Raw genomic sequence first — 18,751 nt, 5'->3', positions numbered from 1 at the left:
GCAAACAAATACAGATTTAACTAGAGGAATGAATGAATTAAGCAATGCCATCAGACAATTCGAGTCAATTCAAAAGCAAATTGAAAAGCTAAATAAAATGACCGAGCAAAATGCAACGTCTACGGTTGACATATTGCATTCTGTGGAAGAAGAAAATCAGCTATTAGTGAAGATGACAGATTCAACAAACCGCATTCAGACGTTAAGTGAGACGTTAAAGTCATTAGTCATAGCTAAGGCTTGATCGAATTATTGAAATTGAAATAAATGGTAGGGTAAAATAATAATAGGATTAAACATCCTAGATGGAGGGTATAGAGTTGTTATTCATCAGTATTGTTTTATCCATACCGGTATATGGCTACTGTATATGGAGTTTGTATGATCCAGTGGAAAGCTTTTTATTTTTTGAGCGCTGGCGCTACAAAGAGACGCCAGAGGTTTCCGAATTGCAAATTAAATTAATACGCATTGGTAGTGTGTTTGGTATGGTGATTGTCACCATTTATTTAATTGTGGTAGCGGTGCAAACGTTCGCCCCTTCAGAACCATAGCCAAAATATCATGTAAGAATTGAAAATAAGGAGGTTTTCTATGAATATTCGTAGCTTACAAAGTTCAGATTACTATACTTTATCCCCGTTAATTAATGACTGGTGGGGCGGAAGGAATATGTCAGATAAACTACCTAAATTATTTTTCGATCATTTTACGAATACGAGCCTCATTATGGAAAAGGATGGCGAAATTATTGGTTTTCTAGTCGGCTTTTTATCGCAATCCAACTCAAATGAAGCGTTTATCCACTTTGTTGGAGTCCATCCTGATTACAGAAAACAGAATATTGCCAAAAGACTGTATGATGTTTTCTTTCATGTGGTAAAGCAATATCATCGAAATATTGTCAAATGTGTAACGTCTCCTATTAATGAAGTGTCCATTGCCTTCCATACTAATATGGGGTTTAGAATGGAAAAAGGTGACAAGACAGTGGATGCTATCTCCATTCATAGTAATTATGGCGGTGAAAATCAAGACCGTGTGTTGTTTTATAAGATCCTACCGTAATTAACTTTAGAGAATTTGCATATAGTCCCGAATAAGGGGGCTATAGATGTTTATTAATAGAATATTTTCTTTATGGTTTCTACTTGCATTTATTGTTTGTAGTGCATTTGTTTTGTTAGCAAATGCACCTATTCAATATGTTGAAAAATCAACTATTACTATGTCACGAACTAGTAATAATGAATTATTAAGTTATATTCAACAATATCATTTTTTAATTAGTGATATTTTTAATGCCCTTTGTAAAGAATCTTTTAGCTTTCAATTAGACTATGGTGTTCTGCCCAGCGGAAAGATTGAACTGCTAGTGTCCTTACCGGAAGAGATGGACATAGTGGCGAAGAAGAAAATGGAGGAGATTATGTTAAATTGTATCCAGAAAAATGATTTAAATCCAATCTCTTTTCAGCTGACATTGAAGGACCTTTATGAACCGGCAGCAACAGAATCGACTCGACTTAGCTATAATGACGTTATGGCTAATCTATTTGAAACGATGATTGATCAAAACTATGGTGACTTTAGTGTCGAGCACAGCATTACCTCAGAATCTATTCAAGTAATGATTAATTTAACGGAAGATAAAAATGCAGGGATGCAAAAGAAAGCTCAACAGTTAGCGGAAGATATAATTCGACAGCATCGATTTGATGTACAGGCATTTCAAATTGAAGTACAAAATAAGATTGCTATTCATTAGCAATTAGTCGAGCACTTATTTTCAAAGGCTGAGCAGACCATTGTGGTTTTGCTCCTTTTTTTGCTTAAACGTGATGGTTAAATAATTCTTAAAAAATGGAGGGGAAATATGAGTAAAAACAAAATTGCAGTCATTACAGGTGCGAGCCATCCACGAGATATTGGAACAGCCATTTGTAGAAGGTTAGCTGCTGATGGTGTACATATTTTTTTCACGCACTGGCATGCTGATCATAATTGGATTGGTGAATTTAAAGATGAACTTCTCAGTATGGGGATCATGTGTGAAGAAATGACAATTGATTTATCAGAGACCCAAGCAGCACAAACGATTCTTCAGACGGTCGAAGAAAAACTAGGCGTCCCTTCCATTTTAATTAATAATGCAGCCCATTCCACACAGGATGGCTATGTACAGTTAGATGCCCAGACGCTTGACCAACATTACGCTGTAAATATGCGATCAACATTTCTTCTTTGTGTTGAATTTGCTCGTCTTTTTCAAAAAGCCCATTTCACGTCTGGTCGAATTATAAATATGACATCAGGACAAGAGTTAGGTCCTATGGTGGGAGAGCTAGCCTATGCAGCAACAAAAGGAGCCATATCAGCTTTCACACGAACATTAGCGCAAGAGTTAGCTCCAATAGGAATTACGGTCAATGCAGTGAATCCAGGGCCAACCGACTCGACGTGGATGAATGATGAAATTAGAAAGTACCTGTTACCAAAGTTTCCGATGGGACGTATTGGATCACCTGAAGATGTCGCAAGAGTAATTAGTTTTCTTGCGAGTGAGGAAGCTCAATGGATGACAGGACAAATCATCCATTCAGAAGGAGGCTTTCTACGAGGGTAGACGAGAGAATTGAACAAGATGAGCGAGCCCTTGCAAAAGATGTATAAAAGGCATATAGAAATCTTGCGAACTACAAAAGGAGGAGTTTTCAGTGTTAGCTCAATCATTTGATCATGTGAAAAAATCAGTAGAAAATACTTTTCAAACACTTCATTGTACAGGAGCAGCTCTCGTTTTATTCCATAATAATGAATTACAAGTCGAGCAATATTGGGGGAAGCATTCAAATCAAGAAAATGCACGTTCTATCCAAGCAGATACCAAATTTCATCTTGCCTCATGCCGTAAAAGCTATATTGCGTTTGCGGTTGCCTATGCCATCTATCATGGGTATATTCAGTCATTGGATGATGAGATATCTTTGTATTTATTACCCGACCGCCAAAAGGATGTATACAATGGTATTACGATACGTCATTTAGTAACGCATTCACATGGTCTTGAATATATAGATGGGGAGGATGTTCAGACGTTTGCTCCAGGTACGAGCTGGGCTTATCGGGGTAGAAATATAGAGTTACTATCCGACATTGTAAAATTCTCCACAAAGCGAACGATTGCTGATATTGTCAATGAAGAGGTATTCAAACCTTTACATTTTTCCGAAACGAATTGGTATCATACATTTGATGACACCTTTGTTGAAGTGATTCGGCAACCGAATGACCGTTTTTGGTCAGCTTCTTCAAATTTGGATGGCAGTCAAATGAATATGTATGCCTCCGCAAGAGAATTCGCAAAATGGGGGTTACTTCACCTAAATGAAGGGAATTTGAATGGCAAACAAATGATTCCTCCGGATATTTTAAAATTAGCCACAACGATACATAGTCCTGCATTCTCCAATCCTGACCTTCCAGAAAACGGCTTCTTCTGGTATGTAAAAGGGTCGATGGCCAAGCGTTCAGAAATAGGAGCACTTGTACCAAATGGAGCATTTCAAATTTTGGGATACACTACCGTCACACTGCTTGTCATTCCAAGTGAAAAAATCGTGGCAGTTAGGGCTTTTAATAGTTTTGGCTCTCCAGAGGGGTATGATTACTTGGCAGATGTTCGCAGTTTTGGAGATTCTATTATGGTAGATTTAAATAATAATATCCAAAAAACCTCGAGGCTGTAGATATACAATGCCTCTTCACTTACAATAAATGTGTGTTAATATTAAACAATAATGGTAAGTGAGGGGAAAGTACTTGAAATTCAAATTATTATTTTCTTTTTTGCTAATATTGATCGTATTAGCAGGATGCACAAGCGAAAAAAAGTTTACTGTAGATGATGTAAAAAAAGTAAAGCTAGAATTACTAGAAAAGGAAACCCTTCAAGAAGGAATATCCTATACTATCCAATTGGTGAATGGCAGTGATTATACTATAAAGCAAAATAATGTGTATGTTTCTTTTCCTATTAAACACGGTGAAAGTGGCTATAAAGGGAATGAATATCATGTTGAAGCGACTGGAAATAAATTAAATATTCAACCAGGGGAAAAAATTACATTGACTGTTTTTATGCCATTTGAAGGCTTGGGTGATAAAACTTTGTTTGGTATAGATCATCCTGAAATTAAATTAAGAGGCTATATGGAAACCGTTGATGATGAACATCTATTTACTACTGGAGGATCCTTAATGAAGGATTGAAGCTGTTTCAGGCCATAAAATTTAGGGGTAGATAGCTTTTTCAGATAGTACAATAAAAGACTGAGAAATAGCCTTAAACTTATTGGCTCTTGGTTGTCACTGCGAGATGCCCTTTAAAGCCAAACCAAAACGTATTTTTGCCGTCACTGTTCTTTTTGATGCCCCAATTTGGTTCGATTGGCGCATCTTGCCACAGTGTCTTCAGTGGAGTATCGAGTTGATGCATGATTTCTTTTTCATAAGTCGACTGATTGGCTTTGATTTCTGCTTGTTTCGTAAGCCAATCCTCCCATTCTTCTTTTGATTTTCGTTCACGTTTTTGTGGTGATGCAGGTACTTTTTTCTTTGAAGGTTTCGCCGCATCGCGTGATTCGAAATTTGTAGCAGCGATGTTACAGCTCAGTAATGGATTAAGGGTAGTTGTTTTTTAAAAATCTTTACCGAAGACTCTGAGGGAAATAATAATAGTGGTGGGATAGCCAAATACGATTTCAGTTTGGGGCGATGCTAAAGAAGCTATCCCGAAACTAATAGATAAAGGGATTTAATATCAATGACAACGATTGAAGGTAAATTTTAAAGTGGGAAATGATCAAAAAACCCCAGTTTAATACTGGGGAAGTGCTGGTTCGCCAGGTTTATAATTCTATAGGATATGAGAGCATTTTAATTGAGGGGTGGATAAAAACGGTTATTCAACACACCTGAATTATTTTAAAGGGATTCCAAGTCCTAAGGCAGAAGCAATAGTTACAAGAGAGGTAATAACACCAAGTATTGCAGTTAATTTCTCTAATGGTTTTTTAGCTTTCTCTTTATCTCCATTGTTTATGTGCGTTTGAAGTAGTTCAAAATGCGCTTCTGCAATTTCACGTTGTTCACCTGATAGGCGTTGAATATCTTCGTGAAGTTGTTTTAACGCACCGCTAATATCATCAGATCGGCTAGAGATCCCTTGATTCAGTGTACCGTTGTTTTCAATCGTGATATTACCTTTATTTTCTCCAAAAGTTAAACCACCATATTTACTAGATTCACCCATATAACCATCTCCTAAAATAATAGTTACTTGCCCGAGTTTCGATACTGTATCTAATAATTGACCAGAATTTTCTTTTTCTAAAATATCTATAATTTCTCTTAAACTCTCAGGTTTATTTTGTTTACTTAACCCCACATTAGCCATTTTGTTATTATTTTTTTTTTGGAAAAACTTTGTTTGAAATCTTCACTTAATTTAATGATTGGAATAGCGTTTAAAGGATCAAAACAATTTTCGGCCCCACAATACTTACAAGTAAGTGAATCCATATTTTCCAATTCATATTTATTGGCAGTTAAAATACTTCTACTACATTCCTCACAGTGGAATTCTAATTCTATAACGAGCGCTTCTTGTTTTTCTAATTCAGATAATTTCTCAATAACTACTCCAAGAGGTAAGCCAGTTATTTCTGCAATATAACTATGGTAAAATTTATCAACTTTACTTATAGCAATTGCCTCGAGTGCATTATCTATTTTTTGAGAAATTTCCCATGGTTTTAAATTGCTCACAACTTTTACCTCGCAGAATCAATTTTTCTCTAATATAATCCAATACATGTTCAGACGCAAATACATTGAACTTAAATGTCTTTGTAGTTACGCCAATTCGAATAGAATATTCTTGTACCACTCCACCAACACTATATTCAAATAGTATTGATCCTTTTTGTTTGGATAGATAAGGCTCTAAATAATTATACAATGGTAAGCCTCTTAACTCTCTAATGCTACCTAATCCAATTGTTTCGAGACCACTTAAAAGTAACAAAGAAAAAGGTGTTGTTTCTAAAATGCTGGTAATATCTTCGCTATTTAAGTTTTGCTCAAGAGCTGATAATTCACCATTAGTATAGTATTCATCAATTGCAGAAAGTATTCTCACAATGGATTTACCTTGTGTTTCTTCAAATGAATTTATTATTCCTGCTGGTCTTCCTGTAGCATCAATAAGCCTTCCTTGAAGAACATCAGCTAAAGGCTCAAGAGTTCCGCCATACTTCTGTAAGAAATCATACTGTTTGAATTCATATTCTTCATCTACAATTTTAGCTAATCCAGCTATGATTTTCTTTGCAACAGCTGAACTTGCTCGTACTTCTATTATTCCCTTAACTTCATCAATATAAACTGTAGTAATTTCATGTTTAATGTATTCTCTACGGTTGGTTAAAAAGTAATCTACATTAACCCCTGTTCTATGAATAAACCTTAAATAATATGCTTGTGAACCTTCGATTTCAGAAGCAGCTATAATAGTAGGTTCAATGGGAACATTTTCGCTATTTGGTGTAATTACTGTTTCGAAAGGGTTGAATGGCATTTTATTAATAATACTTTGTTTAAGTCCAGTTAAACCAGTTGGATTTGTAGTTCGATACCAAACTAAAGAAACGGGCCCAGTAAAAATATTATTACTAATCGTTGTAAGAACATCTCCTTCAATAAGTTCAAAAGCGTCCCATACTCTACTTGCTAATTCATTTACATTACCTGTCGCTTCTAAAGTCATATCACTACAAACCTCTTTAAGTAGAGTTTTGGTCAATTTATTCAAGTCTTGGGGGAAAATTAAAGATTTTATTGTATTCATTTAACACCCTCCAGAATTATATTCTTTATTCGATGAATGTATACCGGATATATTAATTAATATTATATGTTTTGAATACCCAAAAAATTACAAAATAGTATTAATAGAAAGGAGTGGTATGACTTGGAACGTGTATACGCCAAAATGAATAAAAATTACATAGTGTGGAACTTTCACAAAAAGACGAAATGACTTGAGCGTCAAGATTATCTAAGCAATTGGGGATATTTAGATAAGTAAGCAGGTTGAAAAGAAATCATTCTAGAACAATAAAAAGACACTCATTTTTGAAAAAAATGAGTGACTTTCTTCTATAATATTTAAAAATTTCGCGTGGGTATAAAGGGAAGCGTTGAATTAACTTCAATACATTAATTGAAAATCAGATCATGATTTTTCCTAATATTAAAGAATCTGTGTAATTCTTAGTTTACAAACCTTTGTTTAGTAATGATTAACACCTGAAGCTGTTAACTCGTAAACACTATATAATTTGATTTAATGATTCTTCCTAATCGGGATCATGGTATTGGGTGCAGATGTTTATTATATTCGACGACGGTGGGACTAAATTTTGTTCAGTCTTTTTTCTTCTACATTTTTGTGGATTGCTTAGCTTATATACATTTCATATGTTTAAAAAATGTCATCCCTGATTTTTAGTAGTGAGCCACAAATAATCATTCTACAAAAAATGAATAGGAGGGTTTATTTGAACAATAAATTTCCTCGAAAAATACATATCATTGGCTCTAATGGTGGAGTATCCAAAAGGTTGCTTCTTTTTATTTTGTAAATTTGGTATAATTATCAATAAATAGAATAATGTTCCGCGGGAGAAAATGATGAAAATTAATAAATTTGCACTGATATGGTCCTGTTGCATAATTTTATCTGGATGCACAACGACCTTAACTCAAACAGATGAAACCTCTTCTCAAGAAGAGTCGAAAGTAATTAAAAGTGAGCCAGCTGAATCTGGTACTGAAGAGATGAAAGGGGAAAATTTAAACCAAAACAAGAATAAAATCGAAGTGATTCGTGGTTATATGATTGACGAGCAAATAGTATCTCCAATTGGTGATAGTAAAACGTATTTTGAAAGCTATGGCGACATAAATGTGAAAGTACATTTGGTAAATACCGGTACTGAGCGTTTTGTGTATAGTATACGTGACATGGAAGATAGAAGAAAAATTGCTACTGGAATTTTAATGCAAAATGAAAGCTATGAACAGGTATTTGAACAATTACCGAAAGGATTTTATACCATTTCTACTGTTGTTCAAGATGAAGAACCTCCAATAGAAATTTCCTTATCAGTGAAAGTCGATTTGGTAGAGTATGAGTAAGTTGTTATATATATTGCTATAATTAACTTAAATAAAATGATTTTTAAACTAGTTTAAGTTTGTTCAATATGTATTATTTTAACAGGAAGTAGTGTGTGTTCATCTATACAAGAAAATCAACCTTCCCATGAAGTTTCGAAAGTATTTAAAGAGAAACCAGTAGTATCGGATATCACATAATGAAGTAGACAAGAACAAATTGGAATTATTCATGCTCGCATAATTGATGAACAGATTGCATCCACTATTGGTGAAACCTAAATCGTACTTTGATAACAAAGGGGATTCAAAGGTGAAAATTTACATTCTAAATACTGGTACGGAAAGCTTTCAATTTAGTATTAGAAATGTAAGTGATAAAAAGAAAATAGTGACCGGAGTATTAAATACGAATGAGACTTATGAAGATGTATTAAATGATTTACCAGAAGGCTCTTACATAATATCTTATGTAGTTGTAGAAGAAAATCCTCCTTCAGATATTGCTTTATCAGTGAAGGTCGATTTAGTTGGATAAGAGTAGGTGTAACAGATGGAACAGAAGAGACAAATGTTAAAGCAGATTATCATTTTATCGGTTTTATAGAATTTACTGATGATATAGATTGGATTATATAGTTGAAGCGTCATTTGATATTCCTTTGCCAAGACCTAAGTCTTTAAACTGTGGAAAGGAAATTATTTTAACATTAATTTTTTGTAGTTTCTTCTATAATAATTTATATACCTCTCTAATGAGGTACACTTTTACAAAAAAAAACGCGTATCGCAGTTTGTTTTTCAATCTGTACTGTTAAATACACATCGTTAGACAGGTATAGAAACCCTCATTAATACAAAACCTTGATATTATGCACATCAAAAAATTAAAAACATCAGGATAGAAACCAAGGTCATAAGTTATGCTTATCAAAAAAGATAATATTAATGTAATTTACTTATGAATATAAATGCGCTATCATGGGTATTGGAGAAAAGATGCTACACATTTTTAAAGCCTTTTCAAAAAGATAAATTAGGGGGATCCGCAAATGGCACAAGGTAATTTACACAATAGCCGTGCATCATTCGAAGTGAATGGTAAAACTTACAATTACTATGACTTAGCTGCGATTGAAAAAGCTGGCGTTGCAAAAGTTTCAAACCTTCCTTACTCAATCAAAGTATTATTAGAATCTGTTTTACGTCAATATGATGCGTATGTAATTAAAGAAGAGCACGTAAACGAATTAGCAAAATGGGGCAATGGTGCTGATCCAGAAGCTGAAGTACCATTCAAACCTTCTCGCGTTGTATTACAAGACTTTACTGGTGTACCAGTAGTTGTTGACCTTGCATCTCTTCGTTCTGCAATGAAAGAAATGGGTGGAGACCCAAGCAAAATCAACCCTGCTATTCCAGTTGACCTTGTAATTGACCACTCTGTACAAGTTGACAAATATGGTAATGCATCTGCATTACAAGCAAACATGGACCTTGAATTCGAACGTAACGCTGAGCGTTATAACTTCTTAAAATGGGCTCAAACTGCTTACAATAACTTCCGTGCTGTACCACCAGCAACAGGTATCGTTCACCAAGTAAACTTAGAGTACTTAGCTCCAGTTGTACACGTTAACGAAAATGCTGATGGCACATTCGAAACATTCCCAGATTCAGTAGTTGGTACTGACTCTCATACAACAATGATCAACGGTATCGGCGTTCTTGGATGGGGTGTAGGTGGTATTGAAGCTGAAGCAGGTATGCTTGGTCAACCTTCATACTTCCCAATTCCAGAAGTTATCGGTGTTAAATTAGTTGGCGATCTTCCAAACGGAACAACTGCTACTGACTTAGCATTAAAAGTAACACAAGTATTACGTCAACGTGGCGTAGTTGGTAAATTCGTTGAGTTCTTCGGACCTGGCGTATCTAAATTACCACTAGCTGACCGTGCGACAATCTCTAACATGGCTCCTGAATATGGTGCTACATGTGGTTACTTCGCAATTGACGAAGAATCATTAAACTACATGCGTTTAACTGGTCGTGACGAAGAGCACATCGCGGTTGTTGAAGCTTACTTAAAAGCAAACCACATGTTCTTCGATCCAACATTAGAGCCAGTTTACACTGACGTATTAGAAGTAAACTTAGCTGAAATCGAACCAAACCTTTCTGGTCCAAAACGTCCACAAGACTTAATTCCACTATCTCAAATGCGTTCTCGTTACAAAGAAGCAGTAGTGGCACCACAAGGTACACAAGGTTTCGGTTTAACAGAAGATGAATTCGCAAAAACTTCTGTAGCGAAATTCGCTGAAGGCGATGTAGAAATTCCAACAGGTGCTGTTGCAATTGCTGCTATCACTTCTTGTACAAATACATCTAACCCATACGTATTAATTGCTGCGGGCTTAGTAGCGAAAAAAGCTGTAGAAAAAGGTCTAACAGTGCCTAAATGGGTAAAAACTTCTTTAGCACCAGGTTCTAAAGTTGTAACTGGTTACCTTGAAGATTCAGGTTTACAAACATACCTTGACCAAATCGGTTTCAACACTGTAGGTTACGGTTGTACAACATGTATCGGTAACTCAGGTCCATTATTACCTGAAATCGAAGATGCAATTAAAGCAAATGACTTATTCGTAACTTCAGTTCTTTCTGGTAACCGTAACTTTGAAGGTCGTGTACACCCACTTGTAAAAGCTAACTACTTAGCTTCTCCACCACTTGTTGTTGCTTATGCACTTGCTGGTACAGTGGATATCGATCTACAAAAAGATTCATTCGGTAAAGACAAAGATGGTAACGAAGTATTCTTCGCTGATATCTGGCCATCAACTGAAGAAGTTAACGCAGTATTAGGTACTGTTGTTAACCGTGAATTATTCCAAAAAGAATACGAAACTGTATTCACAGCGAACGAAAAATGGAATGCAATTGAAACATCAACTGAGTCTCTATACACATTTGATGAAAAATCAACTTACATCCAAAACCCACCATTCTTCCAAGGTCTTGCAAAAGAGCCAGAAGCTATTAAAGGCTTAGACGGCTTACGCATTATGGCGAAGTTCGGTGACTCAATCACAACTGACCATATTTCTCCAGCTGGTGCAATCGGTAAAGATACACCTGCAGGTAAATATTTAATTGAAAACGGTGTTGCAATCCGTGACTTCAACTCTTACGGTTCTCGTCGTGGTAACCACGAAGTAATGATGCGTGGTACATTTGCAAACATCCGTATCCGTAACCAAGTTGCTCCTGGTACAGAGGGTGGATTCACTACTTACTGGCCAACAGGCGAAGTAGAGTACATCTATGACGCATGTATGAAATACCAAGAGCAAGGTACTGGCTTAGTAGTACTTGCTGGTAACGACTATGGTATGGGTTCTTCTCGTGACTGGGCTGCGAAAGGTACATTCCTACTTGGCGTGAAAACTGTTATCGCACAATCTTACGAGCGTATCCACCGTTCTAACTTAGTAATGATGGGTGTTCTTCCACTTCAATTCATGCCAGGTGAATCTGCTGATACACTAGGCTTAACTGGTAAAGAAGAAATCTCTGTTAACATTACTGACAACGTAAAACCACGTGAAATCTTAACAGTAACTGCTAAATCTGAAGACGGCACAGTTAAAACTTTCCAAGCTTTAGCTCGTTTCGATTCAGAAGTAGAAGTAGACTACTACCGTCACGGTGGTATCCTACAAATGGTTCTTCGCGCAAAAGCTGCTGAGTAATCATCAACTTAAAAAACCGATCTCTTAGGAGGTCGGTTTTTTTATATGATAATGAATTGGATAAATGTAAATATTCCTAAATTATTTTCCAAGTATCCTAGCATTTTCCTAACTATTTATATAGAATTAGAATGTAAGCCTTTTTACAATTACATAAATGGGGGATGATGATTATGACAAAGAGAAAACATAAACTTTACACAGCGGCCACAACAGCAATAGCCATTACAGCTTTAGCAGTAGTACCAGTTTCAGCTGCTAGTGCATTTTCAGATGTAAGCAAAGATTATGCACATTTTAACAGTATTTTAACACTACATGAAGCAGGCATTATTAATGGTTTTCCAGATGGCACATTTAAGCCATCACTAGACGTAACACGTGGACAAGCGGCTAAGATGATTGCAGGTGCTTTTGATCTTGCAACAAATTTAGAGAGTGCTGAAAATCCGAATTTTAAGGATGTAGACGCAACTAGCCCATATTACAACGCAATTATCACATTAGTTAATCTTGGCGTAGTACAAGGTTATGAGGATGATACATTCCGCCCAGATGAAACGATTACACGTGGTCAAATGGCAGTAATGGTGGCACAGGCAACAGGCTTAACAGCTAAAGGAGAAAGTCCATTTACAGATGTACCACAAGATAGCCCATTTGCAGAAGCCGTAACGGCATTATATGAGGCAGGTATTGCAAAAGGCGTTACTGCAACGGAATTTGGTGTAGATAAAAATGTGACTCGTGGTCAGTTAGCGACATTTATTGTGAACGCATTAGACTTACCGGTAGATACAATGCCTATACCAGATGAAAAAGATGAGCAGCCTCAAGAGGAACAGGTGACTGAAGAACAGCCTACTACAACAAAGGATAGTGCTGCACTTGAGGAATTATTTACCAAAACATTAGCTAAGCAAAAAGAGCTAAAAAGCATGAAGGCTACTATGACCATTTCACAGTCAGTAGAAGCTAACGATGGTAAGGAAACCATGAAAATGGATTCTAAAGGCAATATGAACATGGAAATTGTTACAGAGCCAATGCAGTTCTTTGCGGATGGAACAATGTCCCTAACAGATCCAACAAGTGGTGAAGCAATTAATTTACCAATTAAAATGTACATGACAGCTAAAGATGGTATGTATATGTATGAGGCAGACCAACAAGCTTGGGTAAAATTCCCGAAACAACTATTTGATGATGTACTTAGTCAAACAGGCATGCAGCCAGATGCAGCGGAGCAATTAGAGATGCTGCAATCATTTGCTGAAGACTTCACTTTAAATGAAACAGCAAGCCGCTACGAATTAACACTAAAAGGTTCAGGTGAAAAATTCACAGAGCTAGTAAAGCAACAGCTTGGTGTAATGGATTTAGGCATGGACGCTGATTTAGAGGCACAATTAGGCAATATGTCTTTTGACAATCTCACATACAAATTATTGATTAATAAAGAAACATTTGATGTAGAAGAAATTGCGATGGATATGACGTTAAGTATGAAAGTAGAAGGTAATTCGATAAAAACAAGACAGCAAACAACGATCAAATACCATGATTTCAATGCTGTAACAACGATTACCATTCCAAAAGAAGTGCTAGAAAGTGCAAAAGAAATAGATCTTAGCACAACAGAAACAGCACCTATAGGCAAATAATAAAAACGCTTAAAAAAGTAGGCTTAGTGCAAGCCTACTTTTTCTATGTTTAGCGAAAGCCCATTAAGTCTTTTACTTTCATTGTATTTTCGCTAGACGTTAGGGTTTCTAGTAAGCGGAAGGCAACATCAAAGGCCGTTCCTGGATTTGATGAGGTGATTAAATGATCTGTTTGTACAATGCGCTCATTAACAATGGTTGCACCGAAGTTTTCCAGTTGTGCTAAACGTTTACTCGTTGGGTGATTATAGGTCGTTGCTTGACGATGTTGGAGTATACCACAATTTCCTAATATAAGAGACGCAACACAGATCGTTGCAATCGGTTTTTTACGTTCGTCAAAATGCCGTACAACCGTTTGAAATTCCTCACTAAAGGCATCCTCATAAAAGCCTGCTTCCTCAAAGCCACCAGGGATCGCTAATGCATCAAAATCCTCTAATGTAATTTCGTGGAGCAATTTTTCAGGAGTCACTTTAAAATTCCATGTGCATTGCAGCTGTTCATGCAAACCGACAGTCACAACCTCAGTTGTACCATCACCTTCCCATTTATTCCAGCCAAGAACATCTGTAAAAACACTTGCTTCTACCGCTTCAAAGCCATTTGCTAATAGTAATAATATTTTTTTCATATTTATTAATCCTCCTTTTATTGCTTCTATTGTAATCAATAGGACGGACTGATAACAGAAGTTGTATAATGTATTTTAGACATATGGCTTTATTTGAAAAGGTATTATGTGAAAAAAAGTTGATTATGAAAGGTGAAGTCTGATGGATCAAATTGATACACAAATTTTAAAGCAGTTACAGCACAATGCAAAAATTTCGATGAAGGAGTTAGCGACCACTGTCCATTTATCTTCTCCAGCTGTTATTGAACGTGTCAAAAAGCTAGAGGAACAAGGGGTAATCGAAGGGTATCATGCAAAAGTAAACATCAAAAAAATGGAGCGCACTATTCAGGCGATTATTTTATTTAAATCTATTGATTGTAAAAGTCTCTCTGCATTTTGTAATGCCCATCCCGATGTTCTTGAATGTTATCGAGTGGCAGGGGAAATTAGCTATATCGTCAAGCTAGCAACCTATTCAGTAGAAACATTAGAGGAATTCATAGATGCGGCTATGCCTTATGGTACTCCCTCTACCAATATCGTATTATCTTCAATGGAAAAAAAGGTGATTACACCATTTAATGACAATAATTTTGAATAAATGACAAAAAAAGCAAACCTTAAAGACATGAGCACCGTTTAAAGGGTAGAGAGGGGGAAACATGTTGCTAATTCATGAACTGGAAAAAATAATGGAACAGCATACAGAGAGACTTATCCGTCTTGCCTTTTACTATGTAAGAGATTTACAAAGTGCAGAAGATATCGTTCAGGATGTCTTTATAAAGTTCTACGATAATCAGCAGAACTATGAGGAACGTGGTGAGCTTAAGGCTTATTTATCGAAATTAGTTTTTTGCGATGCTGGAGCAAGGATTAGAGCAAGATGAGGTAATTCAATTAGTGCAGAAAATGCCATCAACAGTAGTTACATTAAAGAGTCAATTAACTGAAGAGTATTACAGAAACTCAGTATTCAATTACAAAACATTGCTAAAAAGCTTTTTTATCCAAACATATAATCAATCAAAATATGCGACACGTCATCAACAAATCGCCACTTGTCTTAACGAGCTATCATAGGCGAAACATGATTGACAAACATTGGCTAATTTGATACGATGACATGCAATAAAAGCATACAAATTCGTTGATGAGAAAGAGTAGTGTTTCATTTTGTTCTACAGAGAGCCGGCAGTTGGTGGAAGTCGGTGTGCAGATGTTACATGAAAATCCTCTCTGAGAAGGTTAGCTGAAGAAAGTAAGCTAACCCGGGTGTCTACCGTTAAAAAGAACACGTATGATTGTACGTTGCTGAGTGCTATTGACCATTGTGTTAATAGAATTAGGGTGGTATTCACGGTTAACCCCGTCCCTTTTCTTGGGACGGGGTTTTTTGTATGCCTTTTATACAAATTTGATTGTATAGGAGGAACTAATATGCAGGTAGAACAAAAGAAAGAAACAACGGTTGAACGAGAAACACGGATTCGAGCTTTGTGGGAACAAGAGGATACCTTTGCAAAATCCGTAACCAATCGAGCTGGACAGCAGCCATTTGTATTTTACGAAGGACCACCGACAGCAAATGGTTTACCACACGTCGGCCATGCATTTGGCAGAACAATTAAAGATGTTGTAGCTCGCTATAAAACAATGCAAGGTTTTTTCGTTGAACGAAAAGCAGGCTGGGATACACATGGATTGCCTGTGGAGTTAGGGGTAGAAAAGACATTAGGCATCTCTGGAAAACAAGAGATTGAAAATTACGGGGTAGAGCGTTTTATCCAAGCTTGTAAAAATAGCGTTTTTACTTACGAACAGAAGTGGCGATCCTTTACAGAACAGCTAGGTTACTGGCTCGATATGGATGATCCTTATCTTACACTAAGTAATGATTACATCGAGTCCGTCTGGCATATTTTAAGTCATGTTCACAAGGAAAATCGTTTATATAAAGGGCATCGGGTGTCACCATATTGCCCTAGCTGTCAAACGTCCTTAAGCTCTCATGAAGTGGCACAGGGCTACAAGGATATCAAAGATTTATCTGTGACAGCCATGTTTAAGCGACAGGATCACGACGAATATTTTTTAGGCTGGACGACGACACCGTGGACTTTACCTGCCAATGTTGCTTTGGCAATGAATCCTGCACTTAAATATGTACGTGTAAAGCATGCAAATAACGTATACATTCTGGCTAAATCACTTGTAGCAAAGGTATTTTCAGAGCCTGTAGAAATAGTAAGTGAGCATGATGGGCATGAGTTTGCGGGTGTTTCCTATCACCCACCATTTTCTTATGTAAAGGTCGATAAAGGGCATGTTGTTGTCATGGCAGATTATGTGACAGAGCACAGTGGTACAGGGATTGTGCATATCGCACCTGCCTATGGCGAGGACGATTATAAAACAGTTCAGCACCATGGTTTATCCTTTATTAATGTAGTGGACTTGAAAGGGTGCTATACAGATGAAGTACCAGAGCTTGTCGGGCGATTCGTGAAAGATTGTGATGTCGATATTATAAAAATGCTTGCAAAAAAAGAGCTGTTATTTGCAAAAGAAAAATATGAGCATAGCTATCCACATTGCTGGCGCTGTGATTCACCATTGTTGTATTACGCAACAGATAGCTGGTTTATCAAGATGTCATCCTTAAAGGAGCAGCTTTTACAAAATAATCAACAAGTGACATGGTATCCAGGTCATATTAAGGATGGTCGATTTGGCAACTTCCTAGAAAATTTAGTGGATTGGAACATCAGCCGAAACCGCTACTGGGGGACACCGCTCAATGTATGGGTTTGTCAGGGTTGCGGTCATGAGGAGGCTCCAAACAGTATCGCAGCATTAATAAAATTAGCCAAAGGGGCTGTTGATGAGCAAATAGAGCTTCATAAACCATTTATCGATGACATTGTCTGCACTTGTCCTCATTGTCAGGGAGACATGAAGCGTACACCTGAAGTAATTGATGTTTGGTTTGATAGTGGCTCGATGCCATTTGCGCAGCAGCACTATCCTTTTGAAGATGTGGCGACTTTTCACAATCAATTTCCAGCAAATGTCGTTATTGAAGGGATTGACCAAACACGAGGTTTTTTCTATAGTTTATTAGCCGTATCGACCTTGTTTACAGGGAAGCCACCTTATAAAAATGTCCTATCGTTAGGGCATGTGTTAGATGAGCATGGGCAGAAGATGTCTAAAAGTAAAGGCAATGCTTTAGAACCAGTTGAATTAATCGAGCAGTATGGAGCGGATGCTTTACGCTGGGCCTTTCTAGTAGATAGCTCCCCTTGGAATCCGAAGCGCTTTTCCAAGAAAATTGTATTGGATGCGAAATCAAAGCTAGTAGATACACTTGATCATACGTTTAAATTTTATGAAATGTATGCCACAATCGATGGGTTTACGTATGATGCCTCAAATACTGGTACACGGTCACATTTAGATCATTGGATTTTGTCTCGCTTACATCATACTATCCAAGTTGTGACAGCTGCCATGGATGATTACCAATTTACGCAGGCGACTAGGGAAATTGCCCAATTGGTGGAGGAGTTAAGCAATTGGTATATTCGCCGTTCTCGCGCCAGATTTTGGGCTAATGGGCTGACTTTAGATAAACGAGGAGCATTTAGTACACTTTACGAGCTTCTAACATCTATTTGTCAATTACTAGCTCCGTTTACTCCATTTATAGCAGAAGATATTTACCGACAATTATGTGGGAAAAGTGTCCATCTTGAAAACTATCCAATATGTAACGAGCAGCTAATGGATGCGAGGCTGGAACAAGAAATGACAATGGTGTTAACAGTAGTGGAACTAGGACGTAGTATACGCAATAGCCAGGGGATGAAGGTTAAGCAACCTTTAAGTGAACTCATTGTTGCAGTAAATGGTGAGTTGGCAGATTACCAAGTCTATAATGAGCTCATTCAAGATGAGTTAAATATCAAGTTCTGTAGATGGACTCATGACTTTTCAGCCTATGAACTTGTCTATTATAAGCTGAACTTTAAAACAGCAGGAGCGGCATTTGGTTCAAAGGTGAATCAGGTAAAAGACTATGTAACGACATTAACAAATGAAGAGAAAAATAAGTTACAGCAACAAGGGGCATTAGATATCGTAATTGAAGATCAACAGCTTACATTGCTGTCAACGCATGTGGTCGCAGAATCCGTCGTGAAGGAGCATTATATAAAAGCAGAGGATAGTACTTGTCGTGTCTTGCTCAATGTACAACTAACGGAGAGCTTATTACAAGAGGGGCAAATGCGAGAATTGATCCGTACAATTCAAGATGCACGTAAAAAATGGCAGCTACCAGTGGAGCAATATGTGTCGATTGCCTTTAATGGGAGCTCGGAAGTCTTATCTATCATCCAGCAGCACGAAACTTTATTACAAGCAAATGTGTTGGTCAAAGCTCTGCATTATGGTGTGGAATGGCA

At 36.9% G+C, this 18,751-nt stretch carries 18 protein-coding genes, 2 pseudogenes and 1 other annotated feature; of the genes and pseudogenes, 15 read left to right on the top strand and 5 right to left on the bottom strand.

Annotated features, from left to right (window positions below):
• The 7 genes and pseudogenes from RT445_RS15955 to RT445_RS15925 all read left to right on the top strand — a co-directional run.
• Nucleotides 1-244 (top strand): annotated as a pseudogene (locus RT445_RS15955) (methyl-accepting chemotaxis protein); the annotation flags it as partial.
• Nucleotides 245-320: 76 nt separating this feature from the next.
• Nucleotides 321-554 (top strand): DUF6199 family natural product biosynthesis protein, encoded by a 234-nt coding sequence (locus tag RT445_RS15950; protein ID WP_274793248.1) that lies wholly within the window; start codon nucleotides 321-323, stop codon nucleotides 552-554.
• Nucleotides 555-594: 40 nt separating this feature from the next.
• Nucleotides 595-1,068 carry a GNAT family N-acetyltransferase gene (locus tag RT445_RS15945; RefSeq protein ID WP_274793247.1) on the top strand — a complete coding sequence of 158 codons (474 nt, stop codon included), beginning with the start codon at nucleotides 595-597 and terminating at the stop codon, nucleotides 1,066-1,068.
• A 46-nt stretch (nucleotides 1,069-1,114) separates the two neighbouring features.
• Nucleotides 1,115-1,768 carry a hypothetical protein gene (locus RT445_RS15940; protein WP_274793245.1) on the top strand — a complete coding sequence of 218 codons (654 nt, stop codon included), beginning with the start codon at nucleotides 1,115-1,117 and terminating at the stop codon, nucleotides 1,766-1,768.
• A gap of 108 nt (nucleotides 1,769-1,876) precedes the next feature.
• Entirely contained in the window at nucleotides 1,877-2,626 is a 750-nt protein-coding gene (locus tag RT445_RS15935) for an SDR family oxidoreductase (protein ID WP_274793244.1), read from the top strand.
• A gap of 91 nt (nucleotides 2,627-2,717) precedes the next feature.
• Nucleotides 2,718-3,749 (top strand): serine hydrolase domain-containing protein, encoded by a 1,032-nt coding sequence (locus RT445_RS15930; protein ID WP_274793243.1) that lies wholly within the window; start codon nucleotides 2,718-2,720, stop codon nucleotides 3,747-3,749.
• Nucleotides 3,750-3,822: 73 nt separating this feature from the next.
• The gene (locus RT445_RS15925) at nucleotides 3,823-4,272 is read left to right on the top strand and encodes a hypothetical protein (RefSeq protein ID WP_274793242.1); all 450 of its coding nucleotides are present in this window, start codon (nucleotides 3,823-3,825) and stop codon (nucleotides 4,270-4,272) included.
• 82 nt (nucleotides 4,273-4,354) lie between these two features.
• On the opposite strand, the pseudogene RT445_RS23690 reads toward RT445_RS15925, so the two are convergent.
• The 4 genes and pseudogenes from RT445_RS23690 to RT445_RS15910 all read right to left on the bottom strand — a co-directional run.
• Nucleotides 4,355-4,663 (bottom strand): annotated as a pseudogene (locus RT445_RS23690) (IS5/IS1182 family transposase); the annotation flags it as partial.
• Nucleotides 4,664-4,981: 318 nt separating this feature from the next.
• Complete coding sequence (locus tag RT445_RS15920; RefSeq protein WP_313470936.1) at nucleotides 4,982-5,458, bottom strand: hypothetical protein; 477 nt, start codon at nucleotides 5,456-5,458, stop codon at nucleotides 4,982-4,984.
• On the bottom strand, nucleotides 5,440-5,829 hold the full coding sequence (locus RT445_RS15915; RefSeq protein ID WP_274793240.1) for a hypothetical protein: 390 nt from the start codon (nucleotides 5,827-5,829) through the stop codon (nucleotides 5,440-5,442). Before RT445_RS15915 ends, RT445_RS15920 begins: the two co-directional genes overlap by 19 nt.
• Nucleotides 5,786-6,910: a hypothetical protein gene (locus RT445_RS15910; RefSeq protein WP_274793239.1), complete on the bottom strand. Its 1,125-nt coding sequence runs from the start codon at nucleotides 6,908-6,910 to the stop codon at nucleotides 5,786-5,788. The genes RT445_RS15915 and RT445_RS15910 overlap by 44 nt, the downstream gene beginning before the upstream one ends.
• Before the next feature lie 845 nt (nucleotides 6,911-7,755).
• Here RT445_RS15910 and RT445_RS15905 point away from each other — a divergent pair.
• The 4 genes from RT445_RS15905 to RT445_RS15890 all read left to right on the top strand — a co-directional run bounded on the left by RT445_RS15905 (nucleotide 7,756) and on the right by RT445_RS15890 (nucleotide 13,663).
• Entirely contained in the window at nucleotides 7,756-8,262 is a 507-nt protein-coding gene (locus tag RT445_RS15905) for a hypothetical protein (protein ID WP_312506708.1), read from the top strand.
• Between the two features lie 292 nt (nucleotides 8,263-8,554).
• On the top strand, nucleotides 8,555-8,779 hold the full coding sequence (locus RT445_RS15900; RefSeq protein WP_274793237.1) for a hypothetical protein: 225 nt from the start codon (nucleotides 8,555-8,557) through the stop codon (nucleotides 8,777-8,779).
• A gap of 514 nt (nucleotides 8,780-9,293) precedes the next feature.
• The gene (gene acnA / locus RT445_RS15895; protein WP_274793236.1) at nucleotides 9,294-11,999 is read left to right on the top strand and encodes an aconitate hydratase AcnA; all 2,706 of its coding nucleotides are present in this window, start codon (nucleotides 9,294-9,296) and stop codon (nucleotides 11,997-11,999) included.
• A 173-nt stretch (nucleotides 12,000-12,172) separates the two neighbouring features.
• Nucleotides 12,173-13,663: an S-layer homology domain-containing protein gene (locus RT445_RS15890; protein WP_274793235.1), complete on the top strand. Its 1,491-nt coding sequence runs from the start codon at nucleotides 12,173-12,175 to the stop codon at nucleotides 13,661-13,663.
• A gap of 49 nt (nucleotides 13,664-13,712) precedes the next feature.
• On the opposite strand, the gene RT445_RS15885 is transcribed toward RT445_RS15890, so the two are convergent.
• Nucleotides 13,713-14,297: a DJ-1/PfpI family protein gene (locus RT445_RS15885; protein ID WP_274793234.1), complete on the bottom strand. Its 585-nt coding sequence runs from the start codon at nucleotides 14,295-14,297 to the stop codon at nucleotides 13,713-13,715.
• A gap of 142 nt (nucleotides 14,298-14,439) precedes the next feature.
• On the opposite strand from RT445_RS15885, the gene RT445_RS15880 reads away from it, so the two are divergent.
• From RT445_RS15880 to ileS, 4 genes are all read left to right on the top strand, one after another.
• Entirely contained in the window at nucleotides 14,440-14,883 is a 444-nt protein-coding gene (locus RT445_RS15880; RefSeq protein WP_313470934.1) for an Lrp/AsnC family transcriptional regulator, read from the top strand.
• 61 nt (nucleotides 14,884-14,944) lie between these two features.
• A complete protein-coding gene (locus RT445_RS15875) occupies nucleotides 14,945-15,172 on the top strand; it encodes an RNA polymerase sigma factor (RefSeq protein WP_313470932.1) in 228 nt (75 codons plus the stop codon).
• Complete coding sequence (locus RT445_RS15870) at nucleotides 15,144-15,365, top strand: hypothetical protein (protein WP_313470940.1); 222 nt, start codon at nucleotides 15,144-15,146, stop codon at nucleotides 15,363-15,365. The genes RT445_RS15875 and RT445_RS15870 overlap by 29 nt, the downstream gene beginning before the upstream one ends.
• A gap of 58 nt (nucleotides 15,366-15,423) precedes the next feature.
• Nucleotides 15,424-15,662 (top strand) — a binding site (T-box leader).
• Between the two features lie 60 nt (nucleotides 15,663-15,722).
• Nucleotides 15,723-18,751, top strand: a 3,029-nt coding sequence (ileS, locus tag RT445_RS15865; RefSeq protein WP_313470931.1) for an isoleucine--tRNA ligase, incomplete at its 3' end; no start/stop codon positions are given.

Source organism: Lysinibacillus sp., from assembly GCF_032093475.1.
In the GTDB taxonomy this organism is placed as follows: Bacteria; Bacillota; Bacilli; order Bacillales_A; family Planococcaceae; genus Lysinibacillus; species Lysinibacillus irui.
The sequence above is the reverse complement of the archived record's forward strand: the minus strand, read 5'-3'. Positions and strand labels throughout refer to the sequence as shown.